Origin of the sequence: Zobellia russellii (assembly GCF_044597075.1) — a bacterium.
In the GTDB taxonomy this organism is placed as follows: domain Bacteria; phylum Bacteroidota; class Bacteroidia; order Flavobacteriales; family Flavobacteriaceae; genus Zobellia; species Zobellia russellii.
The window spans coordinates 923423-945453 of record NZ_CP139000.1 but is presented as its reverse complement, the minus strand read 5'-3'; the positions used below and the strand labels follow the sequence as shown (position 1 = coordinate 945453).

Below are 22031 nucleotides of genomic sequence, written 5' to 3'. Positions count from 1 at the left end.
AGCAGTATATTACTTGCTTAAACTTTTGATGCATGCAAAAATTGGAATTACACTGGAGAATCCTAATCGGAATGGTTTTGGGTATTCTCTTTGGTTTTGGAATGACTTATGTGGATTGGGGCAAAGATTTTGTCCTAGATTGGATAAACCCTTTAGGGACCATCTTCGTTAAACTTCTAAAACTGATTGCAATTCCGCTTATTTTAGCTTCGCTGATAAAGGGAATATCTGATTTAAAGGATATCTCAAAGTTCAGGAATATTGGTTTGCGAACTATTGCCATCTACATTGGTACTACGGTAATTGCCATATCTATAGGTCTTATTTTAGTGAATTTGCTCAAACCGGGCGAAGGCATATCCGAAGATACCATTACCAAATTAACCGAAACATATTCCAATGATAGCGGAGTTACTTCCAAACTAGAGGAAGCTTCAAGGCAAAAAGATAGTGGTCCGTTACAGTTTCTAGAGGACATGGTACCAGACAATGCATTTAACGCTTTAAGTAACAATAGCTTAATGCTTCAGGTGATTTTCTTTACCATATTTATGGGTATTTCTATGTTGCTGATAGGCGAGGAAAAAGCCAAGCCCTTAAAGGATTTTTTTGATTCACTAAATGATGTGGTATTGAAAATGGTAGATTTGATCATGCTTACGGCTCCCATAGCAGTATTTGCGCTTTTAGCGAATGTTGTGGTCTCTTCCGGAGATTCGGATCTTTTGCTAGCTCTTTTAAAATATGCTGGCGTAGTAACACTTGGTTTGATTTTAATGATTGTTTTCTATAGTTTGATAGTTGGAACTTTTACACGCTACAACCCATGGACTTTCTTGAGTAAAATGAGCCCAGCACAGCTTTTAGCATTTTCCACAAGTTCTAGTGCCGCCACTTTACCGGTTACTATGGAAAGGGTTGAAGAGCATATTGGTGTAGATAAGGAGGTTTCCAGCTTTGTACTTCCTGTAGGCGCAACAATAAATATGGACGGTACAAGCCTTTATCAAGGTGTTGCCGCAGTCTTTATTGCACAGGCGCTAGGTTTTGATTTATCCTTTTCCGGACAGCTTACCATTGTACTTACCGCCTTATTGGCCTCTATAGGTTCGGCAGCGGTTCCTGGCGCAGGTATGGTAATGCTGGTAATTGTTCTGGAAGCCATTGGTTTTCCTCAAGATAAATTGGCGATAGGCTTAGCTCTTATTTTTGCAGTGGACAGACCATTGGATATGCTACGAACCGTAGTTAATGTTACCGGTGATGCTTGTGTTGCTATGATGGTTGCCAAATCTGTTGGAAAACTGGGCAAGCCGAAAGTGAAGAACTGGGACGATAACTACGACAAAGTTAAATAAACGGCGATAAACTTAATTACTAAACTGACGATACCGTGCCTTGGTGAACATATATACTCCATAGCATACTAGTCCCGTTGCCACTATACCCATTAACCATGGGCCAGATGAGTTTTGTTGAATAAACTGAAAGGCTTCCGTAGTACCCTTCATGCTAGACGAATCACTTCCAGCTAAGCTAAAGCCTGCTTTTAAGAAGAAGTAAGATATAATGTTCGTCATTATACCTCTAGCCATGAGTCCAATATAGCCCACATTTTTTATGAACTTGCGTTGAGTTGTATCGGAGAGGGACGTGAGGTTAAATTTCTTAAGGAAATCTCCCTTATATACTTTTATGAATTGATAAATACCTTTTCCAGCCAGAGCGATACCAATGACAATAAAGCAATAGGTCCTAATATCTCCGGTTAATAAAGAACTCGACCCTCCAGAGCCAGAATCCGGTTCATAAAAGATATCCACAATTGCAAAAATACCCAGCCCCAAATAAATTAGACCACTAATAAAAAAGCTAACCCTTTTTACCAGGGCTTTGCCATCAGTACCCATATTTTCCGGGTCCTGAATACTTTGGATAAAGCGCCACAATGCATAGCAAATTAAACCAACCCCAAGAGCGGCTAGTAAGAACTTGCCAAAAGGCTGCTTTTCCAGAAATTCAATAATCTGTAATTTCCCCGCTTTTTGACCTCCCAAATTAAAAGCTGCAAGAAAAGCTAATATTCCAGTAATGGCGTATACGGAGCCCTTGGCTACAAAGCCAACATAGGCTACTTGTTTTATTTTATTGTTCATGGCGTATTGAAGTTCACTAATGATAATTTAAACTTTCATTAGCAATTAGCCCGATTACAATAAGTTTTAAACGAATGAGATAAGAAGGGTTTGCGATTCCTATGAGAGGAATTTGGCTTTCAACTCGGGCGTAGGAATCATACACTCTTCTTTTTTGCCGTACCATTTATAGCGATTGCGCGCTATAAAATCGTATACGATATTGCGTATACTGCTAGGAATCCATAGTAAAACAGACGAAATGACGCCATAACCACTAAGTTGTTTTCCTATTTCTAGTGCGGCATCGGATTTAATGTAAAAAGCCACTCCCGGATCTATTAAAATAATGGAATCTATCTGCGAAGCATCAATATTTCGCTCGGACATTAACTGCTTGCCAAGGTCACTTTGCAATGCCGCATAACGGAAGACATCCTTTTCGTCCCGTTTAATGATAAACTGAACGGCCCCATTACAAAGATTGCAAACGCCATCAAAAAGAATGATTTGTTTTGAATTTTTCACAGTGTAAAGTTACGAAGACCAGGGCATATATTTCAATTTACAACTCCTTGTTTTCAAACCGTAATTAAGGTTCGGAATTACTTTTTAACCCGTTCCACCAACTCCAGCTGATCAACACTCACATTAGTCGTAAAAATGCCGTAGTTTACGATAGCCTTGTTCTTTTCAAGATTATCTATGGTACCCACGGATTTCCCGTCTTGCATACGTACACGGTCGCCTACCTTAAAAATGGGGCGTGGTTTGTTCTTTTCTTTGATAATCGCCTTTTTCTTCTCAACTATCTTTTTCTCCCGTATTACCTTGACCTCCTTTTGCACCTCTTGAACTACCTGTGCTTTTTTCGCACGCTCAACTTTGGCTTCCTTGGCGGTCTTTTTCTTGCGTTTGCTGTTCTCGGTCTCCACAATTCGTAAAAGCTCGGATACCAACGGGCGCTTCTTTTTGTCAATGAAGTATCGGTCAGCAGCCTTATCTACTTTATTGCCCAACTGCACCATACGCTGGTCGTGATCGTACAATTCTTGGTAATTCTCCAATTTACTCTTGACCTTGGCGTTCAGTTTTTCCAAACGAGCGGCTTCTTCACGCGCTTTGGACTCCTCTTCTTGAAGTCTAGAGCCTGTTTTAGCCATTTTGCTGCGTTCTTTCTGAAGTTTGGCTATCGTGGCATCAAATCGCACTTTGCCTCGTTCTACCTTCTTCTTTGCCTTGTTTATCAAGCTGTAGGGAATGCCGTTCTTTTGAGCCACTTCAAATGTAAATGAGCTACCGGCTTCCCCTAGAACCAATTGAAAGGTGGGTTCCAAAGTTTTGCTGTTAAAGACCATGTTGGCATTCGTAGTGTGGGGCAGCTCGTCCGCTAAAGCCTTTAAGTTGGCATAATGCGTGGTTATGACTCCATAAGCGCCACGCTCATAAAAGACTTCCAAAAACGCTTCCGCTAGGGCACCACCCAATTCTGGATCACTTCCGGTACCAAACTCGTCAATAAGAAAAAGCGTTTCATCATTACAGATTCGCAAAAAGTTCTTCATGTTCTTAAGACGATAACTGTAGGTACTCAAATGGTTTTCTATAGATTGATTGTCTCCTATATCGGTTAAAATCGTATCGAACAAACAAACGGAACTTCTTTCATGAACGGGAATTAGGAGTCCTGATTGAAGCATTACTTGAAGTAATCCTATCGTTTTTAGGGTGATACTTTTACCGCCGGCATTAGGGCCGCTAATGACAATAATCCGGTTTTCTAAGTGCAGTTCTATAGTCTGCGGATAAGTCTCTTTACGTTGCAATTTGTTGCTCAGATAGAGCAGCGGATGATACGCATCACGTAAAAATAATCGTTTCTCATCGTTTATTTTGGGGAGTAACGAATTGGTTTCCCTTGCGTAAGAAGCCTTGGCCGAGGTAATATCCATATGGGCCAAAAACTCTTTATACTCGGCCAATAGCCAAGCAAAAGGGCGAATCTGGTTAGTGAGTTCATTTAGAATGCGCTGAATCTCCTCTTTTTCATCGTACTCCAAATTGTTCAGCTCTCGGCTATATTTTAAAGTGGCTTCCGGCTCAATGTAAACAATACTTCCGGTTTTGGAGGTACCCATAACCGTTCCCTTTACTTTTCTACGGTACATGGCCTTTACCGCCAGAACACGGCGGTTCTCCACAACGGACTCCCGTATATCATCCAAATAATCAGAACCGTGGTAAGTATTCAGGGCAGAAGCAAAGCTCTGTCCGATTTTTCCTTTTACCTGGTTCATTTGGCGGCGTATATCAAAAAGTTTGTTCGATGCGCGGTCTTTTACTTCTCCAAATCGGTCTATAACCACATCTATCTCCTTAGGGATATCCGTATTCAGCTGAATTTTTTCGGATACCTCAAAAAGCAGTGGATAGTATTCCTTGAACTTTTTGAGGAACTTTTTCTGGGTTGTTACCGTAGTACAGATAGTGGCAATCTTCTTAAAACTAGATACCTCAAGGGTTGTGTTTTCAATACGAAGGAGTTGTAGCTCTTTGTTTATTGCATCAAAACCATGCGGCGGTATTCGGTTTTCGTTAACGAAAGAGGATAAGTATTCTGCGGTCTGTCCCAAGACATTCTCTACAGCCTCCTTGTCAGTCATTGGTGTTATTTCCAAAGCACGTTCTTTTCCCAATTCCGTGGAGCATCGGGCAGAAACCTGCTTTAAAACTGTGGGAAATTCAAGATCTTGTACCGTTTTAGGGTGAATATTTGCCATTCTTATTTAATTGCGACGGCAAAGGTAGTCAATGGCGGCGAGATGTGAAATCCATTGGCTTGGCTATATATAAGCTTTGTTATTCAATACGTTTGGCCTGTGTAGTGAACGAAAGACCTTGTTGGGACATGGTAGAGTTCATAACTCCCTCAAAAAGAGGTTCTGGGCAGTTTTTTGGTATTTTCCATTCGATTAAAAAATTGGAACCCGTACCACCTTCAATATCTATTTCATCAATAATAATGGCGGTAGTTTCCATTGGGGCCAAGTAAATGGGATGTGAAAAATAAGTGCGAAGCGATTTTCCGTGCGTATCAAAATATTCGGCCTTGGTCAAGTATATCGTGTCTTTATCACTTGTGTTCCGCAAACTTGCCATAGCGGTTAAATTGTGTGTTTTATGCTCTGTCATGCTATAAATCTGGGAGTAAACGGACAAATATGATTTACCGTATTCCAGCGAATCCTTCGCGCTAATATTTATTTTGCGCTTAGACCAGTTTTCAGGATTAATAGAGCTGATCTCCTTTTTATCCTCAATACAACTCATTAGTAACGACACAACCAATAGCGATAAAACACACTTTTTCATTTTTCTGGATATTTAAAGCCGACTTTCCGTAGTCTTTGCACTCTAATTTTTAAGTATTTTTGAAAACGGCGAAATCTACTTGCCACAAGTTTATTTACCGTTGTAATACAAAAATGATCATAATAAATGACAGTACAAATACATAAAAGCTGGATACCACCGCTTTCTCAAGAATTTGAAGCCCCTTATTTTAAACAGCTCATAGAATTTGTAAAGGCTGAATATACTCAAAACACGTGTTATCCCAAGGGAAAGGACATTTTTGCCGCTTTTGACCATAGCCCTTTTGACAGAACCAAGGTAATCATCATTGGGCAAGACCCTTACCATGGCCCTAATCAAGCAAACGGACTCTGTTTTTCGGTTAAGGACGGTATTCCGCACCCTCCTTCTTTAATCAATATCTTTAAGGAAATTGAAACGGATTTAGGCAAACCTTATCCACAAAGCGGAAATTTAGAGCGTTGGGCAGACCAAGGGGTGCTTTTGCTCAATGCTACGCTTACCGTACGGGCCCACGAGGCCGGTAGTCATCAAAAAAAAGGATGGGAAACCTTTACGGATGCGGTAATCAAAAAGCTATCCAACGAAAAACAAGACCTGATTTTTCTATTGTGGGGCGGTTTTGCAAAAAAGAAAGCCAAGTTGATAGATGAAAACAAGCACCATATCTTAACCTCCGGACATCCTTCTCCGTTAAGCGCCAATCGTGGTTACTGGTTTGGAAACCGGCATTTTAGTCAAGTCAACGAAATTCTAAAAAACAAAGATCTTGAGCCTATTAATTGGTAGACTGATTATCTGCAATAGCATCATCAAATCGTGACTCTTCATTGGGTAAAGGCTGAATTTCGGGTTTAACCCGTAAATATTCTTGCCATTGATAGGGGTAGAGCACATTAGCCATTTCAGAACTTTCGTGACTGGACAGAAGTTTTAGTCGATAACGTCTTTGCCCGTTTGTGATATCAGGATTGTTCTCAACCGACCTTTTCTTAACTATGTATTTGGCCACGGTATTCCGAAATTCTAGAGCCTGTTCCGTACCCATGACCAACCTAGGTTGATACTCGGCGGTAATATCCTCTGCTTTCATGCGAATATTCCGGTCTATTTGTAAAGCGTAATAGGTCTGTGCCTGGGCAAAATGAACACCCCAGAAAAATAATACCACAGACAAAAATAGAGTTATACTACGTAGTTTTGTTTTCATTTTCATTAGGAATTAATTCAACTTTAGTTTCGCCAATTCCCTATAAAATTAAAACACATACAACTGCCTGTCAAGTAATTAACTGCTAAAACTTTGTAAAAGTTCGTCTGTCTTAATCTTTTTATCAATCAACTTTAAGTCGATGAGTGTATCTTGCACTTTTTCAATGGTTTGTGGATTAATTTGGGCTTGTCCCCAGCGGGTTATTTTTAACCATTCTTTAATATCTTCCAACTGTTGTCCGTACCTATTGGCCAGATTGCGGTCTATGCTCGGTATTTGTTTGAACTCCACCGTGTATGTATTAATAACTTCTAAAATGTGCTTTAAAATGGCCTTTTCCTCGTTTAGGAATTTTTGCGTTGCGGCAATCACAAAGCAAGGCCATGGTGTTGGGCAATCTCCTAGACGTCTAAAAACACCTTGATCCACCAAAGGTTTAGTGGTGAAATGTTCCCACATAAAATAATCGGCTTGCCCCTCGGTCAAGGCTGTTACCGCTCCGTCCAGATTATTTATAATTTCAAATTGAAGCGCATCCGTACTCCAACCTTCGTTCTGAGCGTTTACAAAGGCCATTAAGTGACTACCACTGCCCATACGGCTAATGGCAGCCTTTGTTCCTTTTAAATCGGCTATGGACTTGTATTGGCTTTCAGCACCCACGTGAATTCCCCATTGCAGAGGGGTAGAAATGTATTCTTGAACGATTTTAGCAGGATTTCCTTCCGTTATACTCTTAACAAGACCTTCGGTAAGAATAATGGCTAAGTCCGTTTCATCATTTTGAAGCATTTGGCACATTCTACCTGTGCCTTCCGGTACTTCCGTCCATTGAAGGTCAATGCCTCTTTCTTCAAAAGCGCCTTCTTCTATAGCCATGTGCCATGGCAGGTTAAAATGTTCCGGAACGCCTATTATTCGTACTGTTTTCATATGGTAAGGATTGTGCTTGTATTCGTAAAATTAAGAAAAAGTAAGTCATCGACCTATGTAAAAAAGCATGGTTATGCTCTATTTGCTGCGACAAGGGGAGTGTTCGCCAGAGCCCCAGAATCACTTACGTTTTTTAAATAGTCATAAATAGCGTATTGTGAGCGAATTGAAATTTCTTTTTGCGATGCTACATGCTCGTTTGTATCGTTCGCATCTTGAAAACGTGCTTTTACCGTATCGTTTATCTGAAGCTCTAAAATAGCCTTTAGTTGATTAAAAACGGCTTCATCTAAAATGGGCGTCAGTACTTCAATACGTCTATCCAAATTTCTGGTCATCCAATCTGCAGAGCCCATATACATTTCTTCCTCGCCATTGTTGTGGAACAGATAGATGCGGCCATGTTCTAGATAACGATCAACTATACTGGTCACTATTATTGGTTTAGCTCCAGATGGAAGCTCATTCTCCGGTCTTGCAACAAGACAACAAAACCCACGGACTATAAGGCGCACTTCAACTCCTGCTTCACTAGCACGATACAGAGCATCTATCATGGTCCGGTCTTCAAGGCTGTTCATCTTTGCCGTTATTTTGGCGGGCAGTCCTTTTTTGCTGTTTTTTATTTCGGTTTCAATTGATTGTAGAAATACATTTCTAGTGTTAAAAGGTGATACCAACAAGCGTTTTAGTTTAGGGATAATCAAATGTCTTTCCAGTGTTAGGAAAACTTGACTCAAATCTTCAGTTATCTGATTGTGAGCAGTAAAAAGTCCGTGATCACAATAAATTCTTGAAGTTTTAGCGTTAAAGTTACCTGTACCAATGTATGCATATCGTTTAAGCTTGTCATTTTCCGTACGCTCTATTAAAGCGATTTTGGAATGTACTTTAATGTTGGGGACACTAAAGAAAACTTTGGCTCCATTATCTTCGAATGTTTTACCCCATTCAATGTTATTTTTTTCGTCAAACCGCGCTTTGGCTTCCACAAAAATGGTCACCTTTTTTCCATTCTTTAGCGCTAAGAGCAACGCATCTGTAAGTACTGAGGCTTTAGCGATTCGGTAAAGGGAAATTTTGATATGCGTGACCGTATTGTCTTTTGCCGCTGCAGCGATAAAATTCTCCACAACACTAAAACTCTGATATGGGAAATGAACCAGTTGATCTCTTTCTGCAATGGCACCGAAAAAATCGTTAGTGGTTGATAAAACCGGATGCGGTAAGGCAGGTTGAGCCTTGTAAATCAAATTTTGATTCTCAACGGGGTTTTCAAAACCGAAAAAATCCGAAAGATTATGATACTGCCCACCGGGAAACAAATCAATTGCACAAATGCCTAAGGCCTCTTTAATGATTTCCTTATTCGATTCAGACATTTGTGCGTCATAAAGCAATCGTGTGGGTTGTCCGGATTGCCGTTGGTGAAGCGCATCATAAATTTGGTCGGCCAATGGGGTATCACCAAAATCATCTTCCAAATAGAGCTCTGCGTCGCGGGACAGTTTTATGGAATAGCTAGCTATCACTTCGCTTTGCGGAAATAAATGATTCAGATGCATGCGAACCACATCATCCAAAAAAACATATGAACGACCTTTTCCGGGCACTTTAATAAAGCGTTCGTGACTATCCGTTGGTATTTTTACAAAATAATATGTTTCATCGGCCAAAGCCACAAAAAAATATAAGCCTCCATCTGCCAGTTTAGGGTTTTCCTGTGCCTTGTAAAGGGTGCAATCCGCAGAAATACTATTAAAATAAGCATTGAGGTAGGTAGTCTGTTCCGATGTGTAGGTAGTATCGGTTAAAAAATGAATATCCTGTTTTTGGAGTTCTTTGAAAATAGCCTCCATGATAATTCCGAACCGTTGCTGTTGCTTATCAATGATGCGAAGAATCTTCTTGAGCCGCTTATTGGACTTTAGAACGAGTTTTCGTCGTAATTCTTTATCTACCGATTTTAACTGTCGTAACTGTGACACCCGTACCTTAAAGAATTCATCAAGGTTGGAAGAGAAGATGGCCAAGAATCGTAAACGTTCTAAAAGGGGAGTAGTGGAATCTGCAGCTTCTAGCAGCACCCTTTCATTAAAATATAGCCAATTTACATCTCGATGTTTGTAATTTCCGTTTTCCATAGAAAACAAAAATAACCAATCGTTATCTCAAGAATCTAAATTTAGTGTTAAGTAGTTAAGCTTTTGTTAGCTTTTCCAGGGTATATTGAATCAGTTCTTTCACCGATTGGGAAGGATTGGCACTAAATTCACCATTAGCCCGGTTGGCCAGGATACAGTTCATAGAAACCGCACGGTGCCCTAACAATTTTGCCAGGCCGTAGATTCCTGAAGTTTCCATTTCCAAGTTGGTGATTTTAATACCATCGTGCTCAAATGAGGCTAATTTATCCTGAAGCCCTTCGTCATTCAGTTTTAGCCTCAATACTCTACTTTGAGGTCCGTAAAAGCCTATATTGGTAACAGTGACCCCTAATCGTATACGATTTGAAAATAGCTTATCACCAAGGTTCTTATCATATTTTACTACATAGGGCACTGATTTGCTAGCGGACCAATTGGTATGTTCAACAAAAGCTTTGGATACCTCTGGCTCCTGAACCGAATCACTGTCGTAAAAATGCAAAAGACCATCAAAGCCCATAGCATATTCACTCATTAAAAAAGAATCGATTGGAATATCCGAACGAATGGCACCGGAGGTACCTATTCTAACAATATCCAAAACCGTTCTGTTCGGTTTTAGGGTACGGGTCTCAAAATCAATATTGACAAGGGCGTCCAATTCATTAAAAACAATGTCAATATTGTCCGTGCCAATGCCTGTGGAGATTACAGAAATTCGCTTACCGTTTAACGTACCGGTGTGGGTATGAAACTCTCGTTTCCCTTTTTTCACTTCAATAGTGTCAAAAAAACGGGAAACATCACTTACACGGTCAGGATCGCCAACGGTGATTATGGTTTCTGCTATGTCTTCTGGTAATAAATTAAGGTGATAAATGCTCTTGTCGGCATTTAGGATAAGCTCAGAGGGGCTTAATTGCATGCTATTACAGCTTTAAAATTCTACTAGCTTCGGTGTTGTAAAGGAAATTGTATTTTAAGGCACCGCCTAGATAAACATCATTGTCTTGAATGCAAGAGTAGTAACTGGTTTTGTTCTCCAGTATCTCTTTTCCTTTTTTGGTGAGTCTTACTGGATTGAAAGAGGAAAATAAAGGTTTAAGTCTTCCTAAGGCTCTATCATACTGCGTATCGGCGAAGCCCAATAAACCCTGATTTTGAAGAATTTCAGAAACAAAAGCACCTTTTGAGGTAGGCTTTTTGTCTACGGCCAGCCTTAGGATGGTATTTTCCATTTCATTAAGTCCGTTTTTAATACTCGGAAAACGGTGTAAGTGCGTACGAACCGCATCTCCCAAATAATTGAACTGAAATTCGCCAAAATCGGACAGATTCTCTAATCTTATAGGGTTATCACTGCAATAAAGTTGCCATACATAGTCCGCATATTCAATATCGTCTTGTGATAGCTCAACTTTGTTGCTGTATAATTTAAGCAATTGCTCATCGGTTAAGTCATTAAGACTGTACATTTTATCAGTATCGTCTTCTTTACCGCTGCAGACCAAAGAAACTTGGGCATATTTGCGGTTGGTCTTTAACCAACTGAGTACGGCAATCATGTTTACTTGACAAAAGAGATCGTACTCAAACCAGAGCACAATCTCATCTTGTTGTTTATGATTACAAAGGGATCTGTATTCTTTCAAGGTTTTTTCAATAAACCATGACTTGGACACCTTGTAGTTTTTGTTTAAGAATTCAAAACGGGCTTTCCAGAAAGATTCGCTTCCCACATTGGTCAAGGTTTTACCCTCGCAGAGCATCTCGCGCCAGGTAATAATATCTCCCTTGAGCTTTAATGATTTTATTCTCTCCGTAAAACTATCTCCGTTGGTGATGTGTAAAAGGGAACTCATGTAGGATGTGAATTAGGTTCTAGAGATTAAAAGTACTTATAATTAAAAAAAAACCAAAAATAATTAACACAATAACGAAATTGTCTTAATTGTATTGTAAAACACTGTATTTAAACCGGTTATCCTCCAACTCGTTTTACTGCAAATCCTTTTTCTTTTAACAGCGCCATAATTTTATCTCTATAATCGCCTTGTATTATGATTTGACCGTTTTTAAATGACCCTCCTACACTTAATTTGGTTTTAAGTTCTTTGGCCAGTTTTTTAAAATCACTGTCCGCTCCGTTATACCCCTCTAAAATGGTAATAGGCTTCCCTTTTCGTTTCTCGTATTTACAAATAATGGGGTCATCCTGCAGCCAAATAGTATTTTTCTCTTGGGGAGTAGCTTCCGTTTCTTCCGGCTCATGGTCTGGAAAAAGGTTTTTGAGCTGATCTTGTAAATCCATGATTATGCCTTAATAAGTCCTAATTCAATTAAACGCTCATGAAGGAACTCGCCTGCCGTAATATCTTCAAATTGTTTTGGATGGGCATCATCAACACAATTATCAAGGCAATTTAACGGCATTTCACTAATAGGGTGCATGAAAAATGGAATGGAGTATCTAGAAGTGCCCCAAAGCTCCTTTGGAGGGTTCACCACTTGGTGTATGGTAGACTTTAATTTGTTGTTGGTAAGTCTAGATAGCATGTCACCAACATTAATCATCAGTTGGTCGGGCCTGGCAATGGCGTCAACCCATTCGCCTTTATGGTTTTTAACTTGAAGTCCACGACCGTGTGCTCCCATAAGCAAGGTGATAAGGTTAATATCGCCATGGGCGGCGGCACGTACTGCATTTTTAGGCTCGGAAGTTATAGGTGGATAATGAATGGGGCGTAAAATTGAGTTCCCGTTCTTTATGTAATCATCAAAATAAGTTTCCTCCAAATCCAAATGAATGGCCAATGCCCTAAGCACGTATTTAGCCGTTTTTTCCAACATCTGGTATGTTTCCTTACCAACCGCATTAAATGTTGGCAACTCACTAACTATAACATTATCCGGATATTCCGCTTCCAATTTTGGATTATCCTGTACATATTGTCCAAAGTGCCAGAATTCCTTTAGGTCTCCTTCTTTTTTTCCTTTGGCATGTTCTTTTCCAAACGAAGTATACCCGCGTTGGCCACCTATTCCTTCAATCTCGTAGCTATCCTTTACTTCTTGTGGAAGGCTGAAAAACTTTTTAATTTCATCATAAAGGTTCTTTACCAAATCATCTGATAAAAAATGGCCACTTAGGGCTACGAAACCAATATTCTCAAAAGCGGAACCGATTTCTTTTATGAATTTCTCTTTTCTTTCGGGACTATCCGAAACAAAATCCTGTAAATCTACACTAGGTATTGCACTCATGATGTTGCTTTATAAATTTTATCAAAGTTAGTAAAATATGCCCAACTATTAAATATAACAATCCAGACGCTAGATGTGGTATTTTTGCTACTTTTATCTTCCAAAATGCAATTTCACCTTAAGAATTTTATGCAATACGATAAAAGGAATTTAAGCGAAGAGACCTTGTTTAAACTATACAAGGACCTTCTGGGGCCGCGTATGATAGAAGAGAAAATGTTGATTCTCTTACGTCAAGGAAAAATTTCCAAATGGTTTAGTGGTATTGGCCAAGAAGCCATTTCGGTGGGGGTTACCAATGCCCTGAAAAATGATGAATACATTCTTCCTATGCATAGAAACTTGGCCGTTTTTACAACACGCGGTATACCATTGCATCGCCTTTTCTCCCAATGGCAGGGAAAATTGAACGGATTTACCAAAGGGCGTGACCGTAGTTTTCATTTTGGCACCCAAGACTATAAAATTATAGGAATGATCAGTCACCTCGGTCCGCAATTGGGTGTAGCGGACGGAATTGCATTGGCCGAAAAGCTTAAAAATAACAAAGCGGTCACGGCAGTTTTTACAGGTGAAGGCGGAACGAGCGAGGGCGATTTTCATGAAGCCCTGAACATTGCATCCGTATGGGATTTGCCCGTTATTTTCTGTATCGAAAATAACGGATACGGACTTTCAACACCCACAAGGGAACAATACAACTGTAAGAACCTATCCGATAGGGGACTGGGTTACGGCATAGAATCGTATACGATTGATGGTAATCATATTTTAGAGGTTTACGCCAAATTGAGCGAGATCGCAACGGACCTTAGGGAAAATCCGCGTCCGGTTCTGGTGGAATTCAAGACTTTCCGCATGCGTGGACACGAAGAAGCTAGTGGCACCAAATACGTACCCGAGGAATTAATGACGGAATGGAGCAAGAAAGACCCCATTGCCAACTATGAAACTTTTCTTTTAAAAGAAGGTATTCTAACCTCGGAAAAAATTGAAGCCTTACGCAATGAAATCGAATCCGAGATAAACGAAAACCTCAAACTTGCTTTTGATGAAGAGGAAGTTGAATCCGAGCCTGCTCAAGAGTTATTGGATGTATACGCTACTTTTAAATATGAAGAAACCAAACCGGGCAAAGTGGTGGAACACATTAGATTGGTAGATGCTATTTCTAAAGGATTGCGGCAATCTATGGAGAAGCATTCCAATTTGGTCATAATGGGACAAGATGTAGCCGATTATGGCGGTGTATTTAAAATTACCGAAGGTTTTATGGAGGCTTTTGGTAAGGAACGTGTTCGGAACACTCCTATTTGTGAGTCAGGAATTGTTTCGGCGGCCATGGGGCTTTCCATAAACGGAATGAAAGCCGTTGTTGAAATGCAATTTGCCGATTTTGTAAGTAGCGGTTTTAATCCCGTTGTAAATTATTTGGCCAAATCCCATTACCGTTGGAATGAAAAAGCGGATGTAGTTATCCGTATGCCTTGCGGAGGAGATGTAGGGGCCGGTCCTTTTCATTCCCAAACCAATGAAGCGTGGTTTACCAAGACTCCGGGACTAAAAGTGGCCTATCCGGCTTTTCCATATGATGCAAAGGGATTATTGGCTACAGCTATTAATGACCCCAATCCGGTACTCTTTTTTGAGCACAAGGCTTTGTACCGTAGCGTATACCAGAACATACCTGCAGATTACTATACACTGCCCTTTGGTAAAGCGGCACTATTAAAAGAAGGAAATGATATAACCATTGTTTCTTATGGCGCAGGTGTTCATTGGGCATTGGATGCTCTTGAAAAGAATCCTGATGTTTCGGCGGACCTAATTGACCTTCGTACGTTGGCACCTTTGGATATGGAATCTGTGTATTCTTCCGTAGAAAAAACAGGAAAACTGATTATACTTCAAGAGGACAGCTTATTTGGAGGTATTGCCAGTGATATTTCTGCATTGGTCATGGAAAATAGGTTCCAATATCTAGATGGTCCTGTAAAGCGTGTGGCCAGTATGGAAACCCCAATCCCTTTTGCTAAAAAGCTTGAAGACGATTACTTGCCCAAAGAAAGATTCCTTACAGCCCTTAAAGAACTTCTTGCGTATTAGTCATTGAGCAAACATCTTTATTTTTTCCATCAACCCAAACAACTGTAATGCAGCAACTTTGTCCGTATTAATATTTGTTTAACGATTTGTTGGAAACATTTAAGGATTTCCACTCGTATATAGACAAAACTTAAATTAAAATTATGATGAAGAATAGTATTGCACTGTTCGTTTGCGCCCTAGTTTTGACTTCCTGTTCTCTTTCTAAGAACGTGCGTGAACAACGCAAGACCATTAATGGTAACTGGGTACTGGAAAATGTGGGGTATGAAGCTAGTGAAGGTTCTTTTAAATCCATGCTTTTTAATGATGCCAATGGGTTCTGTTTTGAGGGAAGTACGTGGTACTTTCTGGAAAACAATAGTACCGGAAGTTACACCATCCCTACCTCAAATAGTGCGTGCGCTGGAGGTGTAAGGAATATTAGATGGTCCGTTCTGGAAAACGAAAATGGGAACGATCAATTGCAGTTCAAATACATTGATGAAAAGAAAAAAGACTTGTATGGAAGAACAGGATACCGATTGGAGATTCTTTCATTGACCCCTTCTCAAATGACTTTAAAATCTGATGTAAACGTGGATGGAAGTCCGGTTTCCGTTATATATAATTTTACAAAACAATAAAATAATTATGAAGAAAGTAATTCTAAAATCAGCATATATCGTCATGGCGTTGACCATGGTAGTAGGTTGTAAGACTATACAGAATTCAAACAACAAACAAAGAGGAGCTGTAATAGGTGCGGGTAGTGGTGCTGCTATTGGTGGCGTTATCGGAAATAATGTGGGTAACGGTAACAATACGGTATTGGGAGCCATTCTTGGCGCCGCCATTGGTGGAGTTGCCGGTGGTTATATTGGAGACCGAATGGACCGCCAAGCAGAACGTATTGAAGAGGAAATTCCAGGGGCAGAGGTGAGCCGTGTTGGTGAAGGTATTAATGTAACCTTTAACGAAGATGCAGGTGTTTATTTTGACACCAACAAATCCGATGTAAAAGGTACTTCGCAAACTACATTGAACAGTTTGGCCAAAATCTTGAAGGATTATCCAAAATCTAACGTATTGGTCGAGGGTCATACGGACAGTGCCGGACCGGATGATTATAATATGACCTTATCCGAACAAAGAGCTACATCGGTTACCAATTACCTAATTTCCCAGGGAATAGATAAAAGCCGTTTAGAAACGAAATGGTATGGTGAAACACAACCTTTGGGAGATAACACTACCAAAGAAGGAAAAGCTAAAAACCGTAGGGTAGAACTTGCTATTGTTGCCAGTGAAGCTTTGAAACAAGAGGCAAAACAAAAAGTCAAGGGCTAATATTACATACCCATACCTATAATTTTATAAAAATACCGGCAGTTCATGTCGGTATTTTTTTTGTTTAATTAACTATCTTCCCCTAGTGGAGCAGTATGATGTTATTATAGTTGGAGGTGGTTTAGCGGGTTTAACAGCCGCTATTCATTTAGCGAAAGCGGAACATAGCGTTTTGGTTATTGAAAAGGAACCCTATCCACATCATAAAGTATGTGGCGAATATGTTTCCAACGAAGTGCTTCCGTATCTAAAAAGTCTAGGAATTGATTTAAAGCAATCCGGGGCGGTTTCAATTGATACTTTGGAATTTTCGACGGTTACGGGAACCGTGCTAAACGCTAAATTACCTTTAGGAGGAACGGGAATCAGTCGTTATGCATTTGATGCTATGTTGTATAAAAGAGCAGCGGAACTTGGGGTTGAATTTGTTTTTGAGAGCGCAACTTCTGTGGTTTTTCAAAAACCTGTATTTAAAATAGTTACATCAACAAATAAAACCTTTACTTCAAAAATAGCGATTGGTGCATATGGTAAAAGAAGCACTCTGGATAAGCAATTGAATCGAAATTTTATACAACAAAAATCATCTTGGCTGGCGGTTAAATGCCATTACCAGTTCAATGATTTTCCCGAAGATAAAGTCGGTTTACACAATTTTAGAGGTGGTTATGGTGGACTCTCCAAAACTGAATCCGGTGCAGTAAATTTCTGTTATTTAGCATCCTACAATAGTTTTCAGCAAGAAAAGGATATTGAGCGTTTTAATAAGCAGGTAGTCAGGGAGAACCCCATTTTAGAGAACTTCTTAAGCAAAGCCGAACCACTTTTTGAAAAACCGCTGACCATTGCCCAAATTTCCTTTCGTTCCAAAAACCCGATAGAGGACCATGTTCTCATGTGTGGAGACACAGCGGGCCTAATTCATCCGCTCTGCGGTAATGGTATGGCCATGGCTATCCATAGCGCTAAAATTGCCTCGGAACTGATTCATGATTTTTTAACGGGAAAAGAAACTGACCGTACGAAGATGGAACGTGCTTATGTTAAAGCATGGAACCGTACTTTTAAAAGAAGATTATGGTGGGGTAGACGACTTCAATCTGTATTGCTAAATCCTAGTTTGGCAGATTGGGCCATAGCATTGGTAGCAAAACAACCTTGGCTTTTGAGACAACTGATTAAGAACACGCACGGTAAACCAATTCAGTAATGGGTGATTTTTCTAAAAGAAGTACCGAAACCGAGTTGATGGACGACCTGTCCCTAGATCGGACAGAGCTTAAAAAGGTTTTGTTGGATATTGACCGTGCCAATTCATTTTTAAACGGAAATAATTTAACTGTACAGGCCGTACATAGCTTAATACGGTATAAAAACAATGAATCATATACGATTTTAGATATGGGTTGCGGCAACGGAAGTATGCTTAGAACCCTAGTTCTTTGGTCACGAAAGCATCATTTTAATTTAAAGTGTATTGGAGTGGACCTAAATGAAAAGAGTCTAGAAATTGCACGGGAGCAATCCCTTAAATTTCCAGAAATTCAATATATAAAACAAGATATTTTAGAACTGAAGCAAGATGAGTTACAGTGTGATATTTTGCTTTGCACCTTAACCATGCATCACTTTAAAAACCATGAAATTCCACAATTTCTAAATCAGTTTTCAAAATTGAGCCGAATCGGTTTTATTATTAACGATTTGCAACGAAGTGCACTTTCATATCAACTTTTTAAACTGTTTAGCACTATTTTTATACGAACGAATATTGCCAAAAAAGACGGACTTACCTCCATTAAAAGTGGATTTCTTAAAAAGGAATTACAGGCAATTGCAGTAGAATTACCAAAAATGAAACATAGCATAACTAAAAAATGGGCTTTTAGAATTGTATGGGTAGCGCAACATTAACGACCGACTAAAATATATGAGCGAAGTACGAATAGTAAAAACGGTCAAGCAATTGCCCGATTATTGCAAGCCTACCGAAGAAATAATACCCTTGGTGAACCTTTGGCTTTCGGGTCAAGAAGACCGTTTCCGTAGAAAAGTCGTTAAAATATTTGAAGGAGCGGCGGTTGATAAGCGCTACAGCATTATGAAACCGGAGGAGGTTTTTACGGCAACCTCGTTTGAGGAAAAAAATACCATTTACATGCGTGAGGTCAAAAAATTGGGAAAAAAGGTCTTGGAAAAGGCTTTAAAAGCCGGTGATTGGGCAGCGGATTCACTGGATTATATCATTACCGTTAGCTGTACGGGCATTATGATTCCGTCGCTAGATGCGTATTTAATAAACGATGTAGGGCTTAGGCAAGATGTAGTGCGACTTCCGGTAACGGAGATGGGTTGTGCGGCCGGAGTTTCAGGATTGATATATGCACAGAACTTTTTAAGGTCCAATCCAGGTAAACGCGCTGCAGTAATCGCAGTTGAAAGTCCCACGGCAACTTTTCAGCTTAATGATTTTTCCATGGTGAACATGGTCAGTGCCGCTATTTTTGGCGATGGCGCCTCTTGTGTCCTTTTATCCTCAGAGGAAAATGCCAGAGGCCCAAAAATAAAAGGAGGGGAAATGTACCATTTTACGGATGCCACGCACATGATGGGCTTTGATTTGACCAATCACGGACTCAAGATGATTTTGGATGTTACCGTACCGGAGACTATTTCGGCTCATTTTCCTAACATTGTACATCCTTTTTTGGAAAAGCACGGTACCTCCATTGAGTCGGTGGACCATCTTATTTTTCACCCTGGAGGCAAAAAAATTGTCCAAACTGTGGAAGAACTATTTGGGGCAATGGGAAAGAATATAGACGATACTCGGGAAGTACTGCGTCAGTATGGAAATATGAGCAGTGCTACTGTTCTGTATGTCTTGGAACGCTTTATGGAAAAAGATATTAAGGAAGGCGACCAAGGACTCATTCTTAGCTTTGGCCCGGGTTTTTCGGCGCAGCGTGTTCTATTGGAATGGTAAACGAATTTTAAAAATCAAACATGGCAAAACAATGGGTTCTTATTCTTGGCGGAAGCAGTGGTCTGGGTTTGGCAACTGCCAAAAAAATGGCAAGTCATGGATTTCATATTATTATAGTTCATAGAGATAGAAGGTCTGATTTAAAGAAAATTAACGCTAATTTTCAAGAAATCACTTCAAGGGGAGTTAAATTGTTAAGTTTCAATATTGATGCTACAAATGCGGAGAAAAGAAACGAAACCATTGATGCTATAAAGACTGCACTTTCTACTGCAGGAAAGATAAAAATGATGGTTCATAGCATAGCCAAGGGAAGTTTAAAACCTATGGTATCGGATGATAGCATAACCTTGAATCATCAAGATTTTGAAATCACTTTAAACGCTATGGCATTGAGTCTTTATGATTGGACAAGAGCTATTTTTGAAGCGGCTTTGTTCAATGATGATGCCCGTATCGTTGCTTTTACCAGTGAGGGAAGTACCAAGGCATGGGAAGGATATGCCGCTGTTTCCGCGGCAAAAGCTACCCTTGAGGCACTCACCCGAAGCATTGCGTTGGAATATGCTCCAAAGGGGATAAAGGCGAACTGTATTCAAGCGGGAACCACGGAAACAAAGGCTTTTGCTATGATTCCCAACAGCGAGACCTTAAAGAAAAATGCGTTAGAGCGTAATCCCCATAATCGTTTAACTACCCCTGAAGATGTAGCCAATGCCGTTTATTTGATAAGCAGGGATGAAGCCAAATGGATAACCGGAACTATAATTAAGGTTGATGGAGGTGAAAGCTTGCAATAGAAATTGACAGATTATGAACTATGACCATATAACCAATGTTTTGCCGTACACAGAACCTTTTTTGTTCGTTGATGAACTGATGGAGGTTACCGAAAATGGGGTGGTCGGGACTTATACCTTTCTTGAGGATTCATATTTTTATAAAGGGCATTTTAAAGACGCTCCCGTAACACCCGGTGTAATTCTAACGGAATGTTGTGCGCAGATAGGAGTCGTATGCTTGGGAATTTATCTTTTACAAAACGAAACCAAATTGCCACCAAGAGGAATGCAAATAGGTATGAGTAGTACACAAATGGAATTTCTATTACCGGTTAAACCGAATGAAAAAGTAACCGTGACCTCAAAAAAAATATACTTTAGGTTCAATAAATTGAAGTGTTCTGTAAAAATGCATAATACGGAAGGGAAATTGGTCTGTACAGGCGAAATATCCGGAATGTTTAAAACCAGTGCCCATGCGTAGAAGAGTGGTTGTAACAGGGCTGGGCGTTTGTGCTCCCAACGGAACGGGATTAGCTGCTTTTACCGAAGCTATTACCACGGGCCAAAGTGGCATTCGGTTTCAACCAGAGTTGGAACAGCTGGGGTTCGGTTGTCAGATTGCGGGGAAACCGGAGGTAAGCGATGAACTTCTATCGCGTTACTTTACTCCACTGCAACTACGCGGGCTCAGCGCTACGGGTATTATATACGGGGTTATTGCAGGCACCGATGCATGGAAAGACGCCGGTCTGGACATTGCCGAAAAGGAGGAAGCAGATTGGGACAGTGGTATCATTTTTGGTTCCGGCACTTTGGGTGTGGATAAATTCCGTGAAGCCATTTATCAGATTGATGCCAAAAACGTTCGGCGTTTGGGAAGTACCAGCGTTGTTCAAACTATGGCAAGTGGCGTAAGCGCCTATTTAGGTGGTATTTTGGGCTGTGGAAATCAGGTTACCACCAACTCTTCCGCTTGTACAACTGGTACGGAAGGGGTTTTAATGGGGTATGAGCGTATTGCAAACGGACAGGCAGAACGTATGTTGGTAGGAAGCTGTAGCGATAGCGGCCCGTACGTCTGGGCAGGTTTTGACGCCATGCGTATTCTCCCCAGAAATTATAACGATAACCCAGAAGCGGCCAGCAGGCCTTTGAGTGCTAGTGCTGCAGGATTTGTTCCTGGAAGTGGGGCAGGGGCCTTGGTTCTTGAATCCCTAGAAAGTGCCCAAGCCCGTGGCGCAAAGATTTATGCCGAAATCTTAGGGGGAGCCGTAAACAGTGGTGGCCAACGTGGTGATGGTACTATGACCGCTCCCAATAGCGAAGCTGTACAACGTTGTGTTAGTCAAGCGGTACGGAATTCCGGCATTCAAAATTCTGATATAGATGTTATTAACGGGCATCTGACAGCTACGAGTAAAGATGCGCTGGAAATTGCCAATTGGAGTACCGCTTTGGAGCGCTCTGGTAGTGATTTTCCCTTTATCAATTCATTTAAAGGAATGTTCGGGCATTGCTTATCGGCGGCGGGGAGTATTGAATGTGTAGCTGCATTGCTTCAGTTTAACACCTCTCAAACCTTTGGAAATGTGAACAGTACGGACTTGCACCCGGAAATTACAGACCTAATAGCTCCTGATTGTATTCCACAGAAAACCATTCCACATCAACCTACTGTTTTAGCAAAAGCAAGTTTCGGTTTTGGAGATGTAAATGCTTGTGTTATTTTTAAACGATTTAATTCCTAAACCAGAAGTC

General features: G+C 40.4%; 22 protein-coding genes. 11 read left to right on the top strand and 11 right to left on the bottom strand.

Translation table 11 applies throughout. The annotated features are described in order from the left end of the window. Window positions 1-32 precede the first annotated feature (32 nt). The gene (locus SJY45_RS03980) at window positions 33-1358 is read left to right on the top strand and encodes a dicarboxylate/amino acid:cation symporter (RefSeq protein ID WP_215440446.1); all 1326 of its coding nucleotides are present in this window, start codon (window positions 33-35) and stop codon (window positions 1356-1358) included. 12 nt (window positions 1359-1370) lie between these two features. Here SJY45_RS03980 and SJY45_RS03975 read toward each other — a convergent pair whose 3' ends face one another. The 4 genes from SJY45_RS03975 to SJY45_RS03960 all read right to left on the bottom strand — a co-directional run bounded on the left by SJY45_RS03975 (window position 1371) and on the right by SJY45_RS03960 (window position 5507). Next, a complete protein-coding gene (locus tag SJY45_RS03975) occupies window positions 1371-2156 on the bottom strand; it encodes a DUF1206 domain-containing protein (RefSeq protein WP_400073359.1) in 786 nt (261 codons plus the stop codon). A gap of 99 nt (window positions 2157-2255) precedes the next feature. Beyond that, entirely contained in the window at window positions 2256-2663 is a 408-nt protein-coding gene (locus SJY45_RS03970) for a DCC1-like thiol-disulfide oxidoreductase family protein (RefSeq protein ID WP_215440444.1), read from the bottom strand. Between the two features lie 77 nt (window positions 2664-2740). Then, on the bottom strand, window positions 2741-4915 hold the full coding sequence (locus SJY45_RS03965) for an endonuclease MutS2 (RefSeq protein ID WP_400073358.1): 2175 nt from the start codon (window positions 4913-4915) through the stop codon (window positions 2741-2743). 79 nt (window positions 4916-4994) lie between these two features. Then, the gene (locus SJY45_RS03960; protein WP_400073357.1) at window positions 4995-5507 is read right to left on the bottom strand and encodes a DUF3124 domain-containing protein; all 513 of its coding nucleotides are present in this window, start codon (window positions 5505-5507) and stop codon (window positions 4995-4997) included. 126 nt (window positions 5508-5633) lie between these two features. Here SJY45_RS03960 and SJY45_RS03955 point away from each other — a divergent pair, with 126 nt between their 5' ends. Continuing rightward, complete coding sequence (locus SJY45_RS03955; RefSeq protein WP_400073356.1) at window positions 5634-6299, top strand: uracil-DNA glycosylase; 666 nt, start codon at window positions 5634-5636, stop codon at window positions 6297-6299. Here SJY45_RS03955 and SJY45_RS03950 read toward each other — a convergent pair. From SJY45_RS03950 to SJY45_RS03920, 7 genes are all read right to left on the bottom strand, one after another. Continuing rightward, window positions 6289-6720: a hypothetical protein gene (locus SJY45_RS03950; protein WP_400073355.1), complete on the bottom strand. Its 432-nt coding sequence runs from the start codon at window positions 6718-6720 to the stop codon at window positions 6289-6291. The two genes, SJY45_RS03955 and SJY45_RS03950, sit on opposite strands and share 11 nt — an antisense overlap. A gap of 78 nt (window positions 6721-6798) precedes the next feature. Then, entirely contained in the window at window positions 6799-7656 is an 858-nt protein-coding gene (locus tag SJY45_RS03945) for a substrate-binding domain-containing protein (RefSeq protein ID WP_400073354.1), read from the bottom strand. A gap of 71 nt (window positions 7657-7727) precedes the next feature. Continuing rightward, window positions 7728-9800 (bottom strand): polyphosphate kinase 1, encoded by a 2073-nt coding sequence (ppk1, locus tag SJY45_RS03940; protein WP_400073353.1) that lies wholly within the window; start codon window positions 9798-9800, stop codon window positions 7728-7730. A 55-nt stretch (window positions 9801-9855) separates the two neighbouring features. After that, a complete protein-coding gene (locus SJY45_RS03935; RefSeq protein WP_400073352.1) occupies window positions 9856-10728 on the bottom strand; it encodes a nucleoside phosphorylase in 873 nt (290 codons plus the stop codon). A gap of 4 nt (window positions 10729-10732) precedes the next feature. Continuing rightward, window positions 10733-11665 carry a DUF1835 domain-containing protein gene (locus SJY45_RS03930; protein ID WP_289062645.1) on the bottom strand — a complete coding sequence of 311 codons (933 nt, stop codon included), beginning with the start codon at window positions 11663-11665 and terminating at the stop codon, window positions 10733-10735. Between the two features lie 119 nt (window positions 11666-11784). Continuing rightward, complete coding sequence (locus SJY45_RS03925) at window positions 11785-12114, bottom strand: translation initiation factor (RefSeq protein WP_215440435.1); 330 nt, start codon at window positions 12112-12114, stop codon at window positions 11785-11787. 2 nt (window positions 12115-12116) lie between these two features. Next, the gene (locus SJY45_RS03920; RefSeq protein ID WP_215440434.1) at window positions 12117-13067 is read right to left on the bottom strand and encodes an isopenicillin N synthase family oxygenase; all 951 of its coding nucleotides are present in this window, start codon (window positions 13065-13067) and stop codon (window positions 12117-12119) included. Window positions 13068-13196: 129 nt separating this feature from the next. Between SJY45_RS03920 and SJY45_RS03915 the strand changes: the two genes are divergently transcribed. The 9 genes from SJY45_RS03915 (at window position 13197) to SJY45_RS03875 (ending at window position 22021) form a co-directional block, all read left to right on the top strand. Then, window positions 13197-15173 (top strand): thiamine pyrophosphate-dependent enzyme, encoded by a 1977-nt coding sequence (locus SJY45_RS03915; protein WP_400074291.1) that lies wholly within the window; start codon window positions 13197-13199, stop codon window positions 15171-15173. A 143-nt stretch (window positions 15174-15316) separates the two neighbouring features. Then, complete coding sequence (locus tag SJY45_RS03910) at window positions 15317-15799, top strand: lipocalin family protein (protein ID WP_215912091.1); 483 nt, start codon at window positions 15317-15319, stop codon at window positions 15797-15799. Between the two features lie 7 nt (window positions 15800-15806). Continuing rightward, window positions 15807-16502 (top strand): OmpA family protein, encoded by a 696-nt coding sequence (locus SJY45_RS03905; RefSeq protein WP_400073351.1) that lies wholly within the window; start codon window positions 15807-15809, stop codon window positions 16500-16502. 85 nt (window positions 16503-16587) lie between these two features. Then, complete coding sequence (locus SJY45_RS03900; protein WP_400073350.1) at window positions 16588-17712, top strand: NAD(P)/FAD-dependent oxidoreductase; 1125 nt, start codon at window positions 16588-16590, stop codon at window positions 17710-17712. Next, window positions 17712-18416: a methyltransferase domain-containing protein gene (locus tag SJY45_RS03895; RefSeq protein WP_400073349.1), complete on the top strand. Its 705-nt coding sequence runs from the start codon at window positions 17712-17714 to the stop codon at window positions 18414-18416. The genes SJY45_RS03900 and SJY45_RS03895 overlap by 1 nt, the downstream gene beginning before the upstream one ends. Before the next feature lie 16 nt (window positions 18417-18432). Then, window positions 18433-19488, top strand: coding sequence for a type III polyketide synthase (locus SJY45_RS03890; protein ID WP_400073348.1), 1056 nt, complete (start codon window positions 18433-18435; stop codon window positions 19486-19488). A gap of 20 nt (window positions 19489-19508) precedes the next feature. Further along, window positions 19509-20288: an SDR family oxidoreductase gene (locus tag SJY45_RS03885; protein ID WP_400073347.1), complete on the top strand. Its 780-nt coding sequence runs from the start codon at window positions 19509-19511 to the stop codon at window positions 20286-20288. A 13-nt stretch (window positions 20289-20301) separates the two neighbouring features. Further along, window positions 20302-20754, top strand: coding sequence for a 3-hydroxyacyl-ACP dehydratase FabZ family protein (locus SJY45_RS03880; protein WP_400073346.1), 453 nt, complete (start codon window positions 20302-20304; stop codon window positions 20752-20754). After that, the gene (locus tag SJY45_RS03875; protein ID WP_400073345.1) at window positions 20747-22021 is read left to right on the top strand and encodes a beta-ketoacyl-[acyl-carrier-protein] synthase family protein; all 1275 of its coding nucleotides are present in this window, start codon (window positions 20747-20749) and stop codon (window positions 22019-22021) included. Before SJY45_RS03880 ends, SJY45_RS03875 begins: the two co-directional genes overlap by 8 nt. Window positions 22022-22031: the final 10 nt, after the last annotated feature.

Bases quoted from the DNA above. Each gene is read 5' to 3' on its own strand.
- SJY45_RS03905 (WP_400073351.1), top strand. From the start codon at position 15,807: ATGAAGAAAGTAATTCTAAAATCAGCATATATCGTCATGGCGTTGACC.
- SJY45_RS03950 (WP_400073355.1), bottom strand. From the start codon at position 6,720: ATGAAAACAAAACTACGTAGTATAACTCTATTTTTGTCTGTGGTATTA.
- SJY45_RS03875 (WP_400073345.1), top strand. From the start codon at position 20,747: ATGCGTAGAAGAGTGGTTGTAACAGGGCTGGGCGTTTGTGCTCCCAAC.
- SJY45_RS03880 (WP_400073346.1), top strand. From the start codon at position 20,302: ATGAACTATGACCATATAACCAATGTTTTGCCGTACACAGAACCTTTT.
- SJY45_RS03960 (WP_400073357.1), bottom strand. From the start codon at position 5,507: ATGAAAAAGTGTGTTTTATCGCTATTGGTTGTGTCGTTACTAATGAGT.
- SJY45_RS03935 (WP_400073352.1), bottom strand. From the start codon at position 10,728: ATGCAATTAAGCCCCTCTGAGCTTATCCTAAATGCCGACAAGAGCATT.
- SJY45_RS03915 (WP_400074291.1), top strand. From the start codon at position 13,197: ATGCAATACGATAAAAGGAATTTAAGCGAAGAGACCTTGTTTAAACTA.
- SJY45_RS03895 (WP_400073349.1), top strand. From the start codon at position 17,712: ATGGGTGATTTTTCTAAAAGAAGTACCGAAACCGAGTTGATGGACGAC.
- SJY45_RS03925 (WP_215440435.1), bottom strand. From the start codon at position 12,114: ATGGATTTACAAGATCAGCTCAAAAACCTTTTTCCAGACCATGAGCCG.
- SJY45_RS03945 (WP_400073354.1), bottom strand. From the start codon at position 7,656: ATGAAAACAGTACGAATAATAGGCGTTCCGGAACATTTTAACCTGCCA.
- SJY45_RS03920 (WP_215440434.1), bottom strand. From the start codon at position 13,067: ATGAGTGCAATACCTAGTGTAGATTTACAGGATTTTGTTTCGGATAGT.
- SJY45_RS03975 (WP_400073359.1), bottom strand. From the start codon at position 2,156: ATGAACAATAAAATAAAACAAGTAGCCTATGTTGGCTTTGTAGCCAAG.
- SJY45_RS03980 (WP_215440446.1), top strand. From the start codon at position 33: ATGCAAAAATTGGAATTACACTGGAGAATCCTAATCGGAATGGTTTTG.
- SJY45_RS03885 (WP_400073347.1), top strand. From the start codon at position 19,509: ATGGCAAAACAATGGGTTCTTATTCTTGGCGGAAGCAGTGGTCTGGGT.
- SJY45_RS03890 (WP_400073348.1), top strand. From the start codon at position 18,433: ATGAGCGAAGTACGAATAGTAAAAACGGTCAAGCAATTGCCCGATTAT.
- SJY45_RS03910 (WP_215912091.1), top strand. From the start codon at position 15,317: ATGATGAAGAATAGTATTGCACTGTTCGTTTGCGCCCTAGTTTTGACT.
- ppk1 (WP_400073353.1), bottom strand. From the start codon at position 9,800: ATGGAAAACGGAAATTACAAACATCGAGATGTAAATTGGCTATATTTT.
- SJY45_RS03965 (WP_400073358.1), bottom strand. From the start codon at position 4,915: ATGGCAAATATTCACCCTAAAACGGTACAAGATCTTGAATTTCCCACA.
- SJY45_RS03930 (WP_289062645.1), bottom strand. From the start codon at position 11,665: ATGAGTTCCCTTTTACACATCACCAACGGAGATAGTTTTACGGAGAGA.
- SJY45_RS03955 (WP_400073356.1), top strand. From the start codon at position 5,634: ATGACAGTACAAATACATAAAAGCTGGATACCACCGCTTTCTCAAGAA.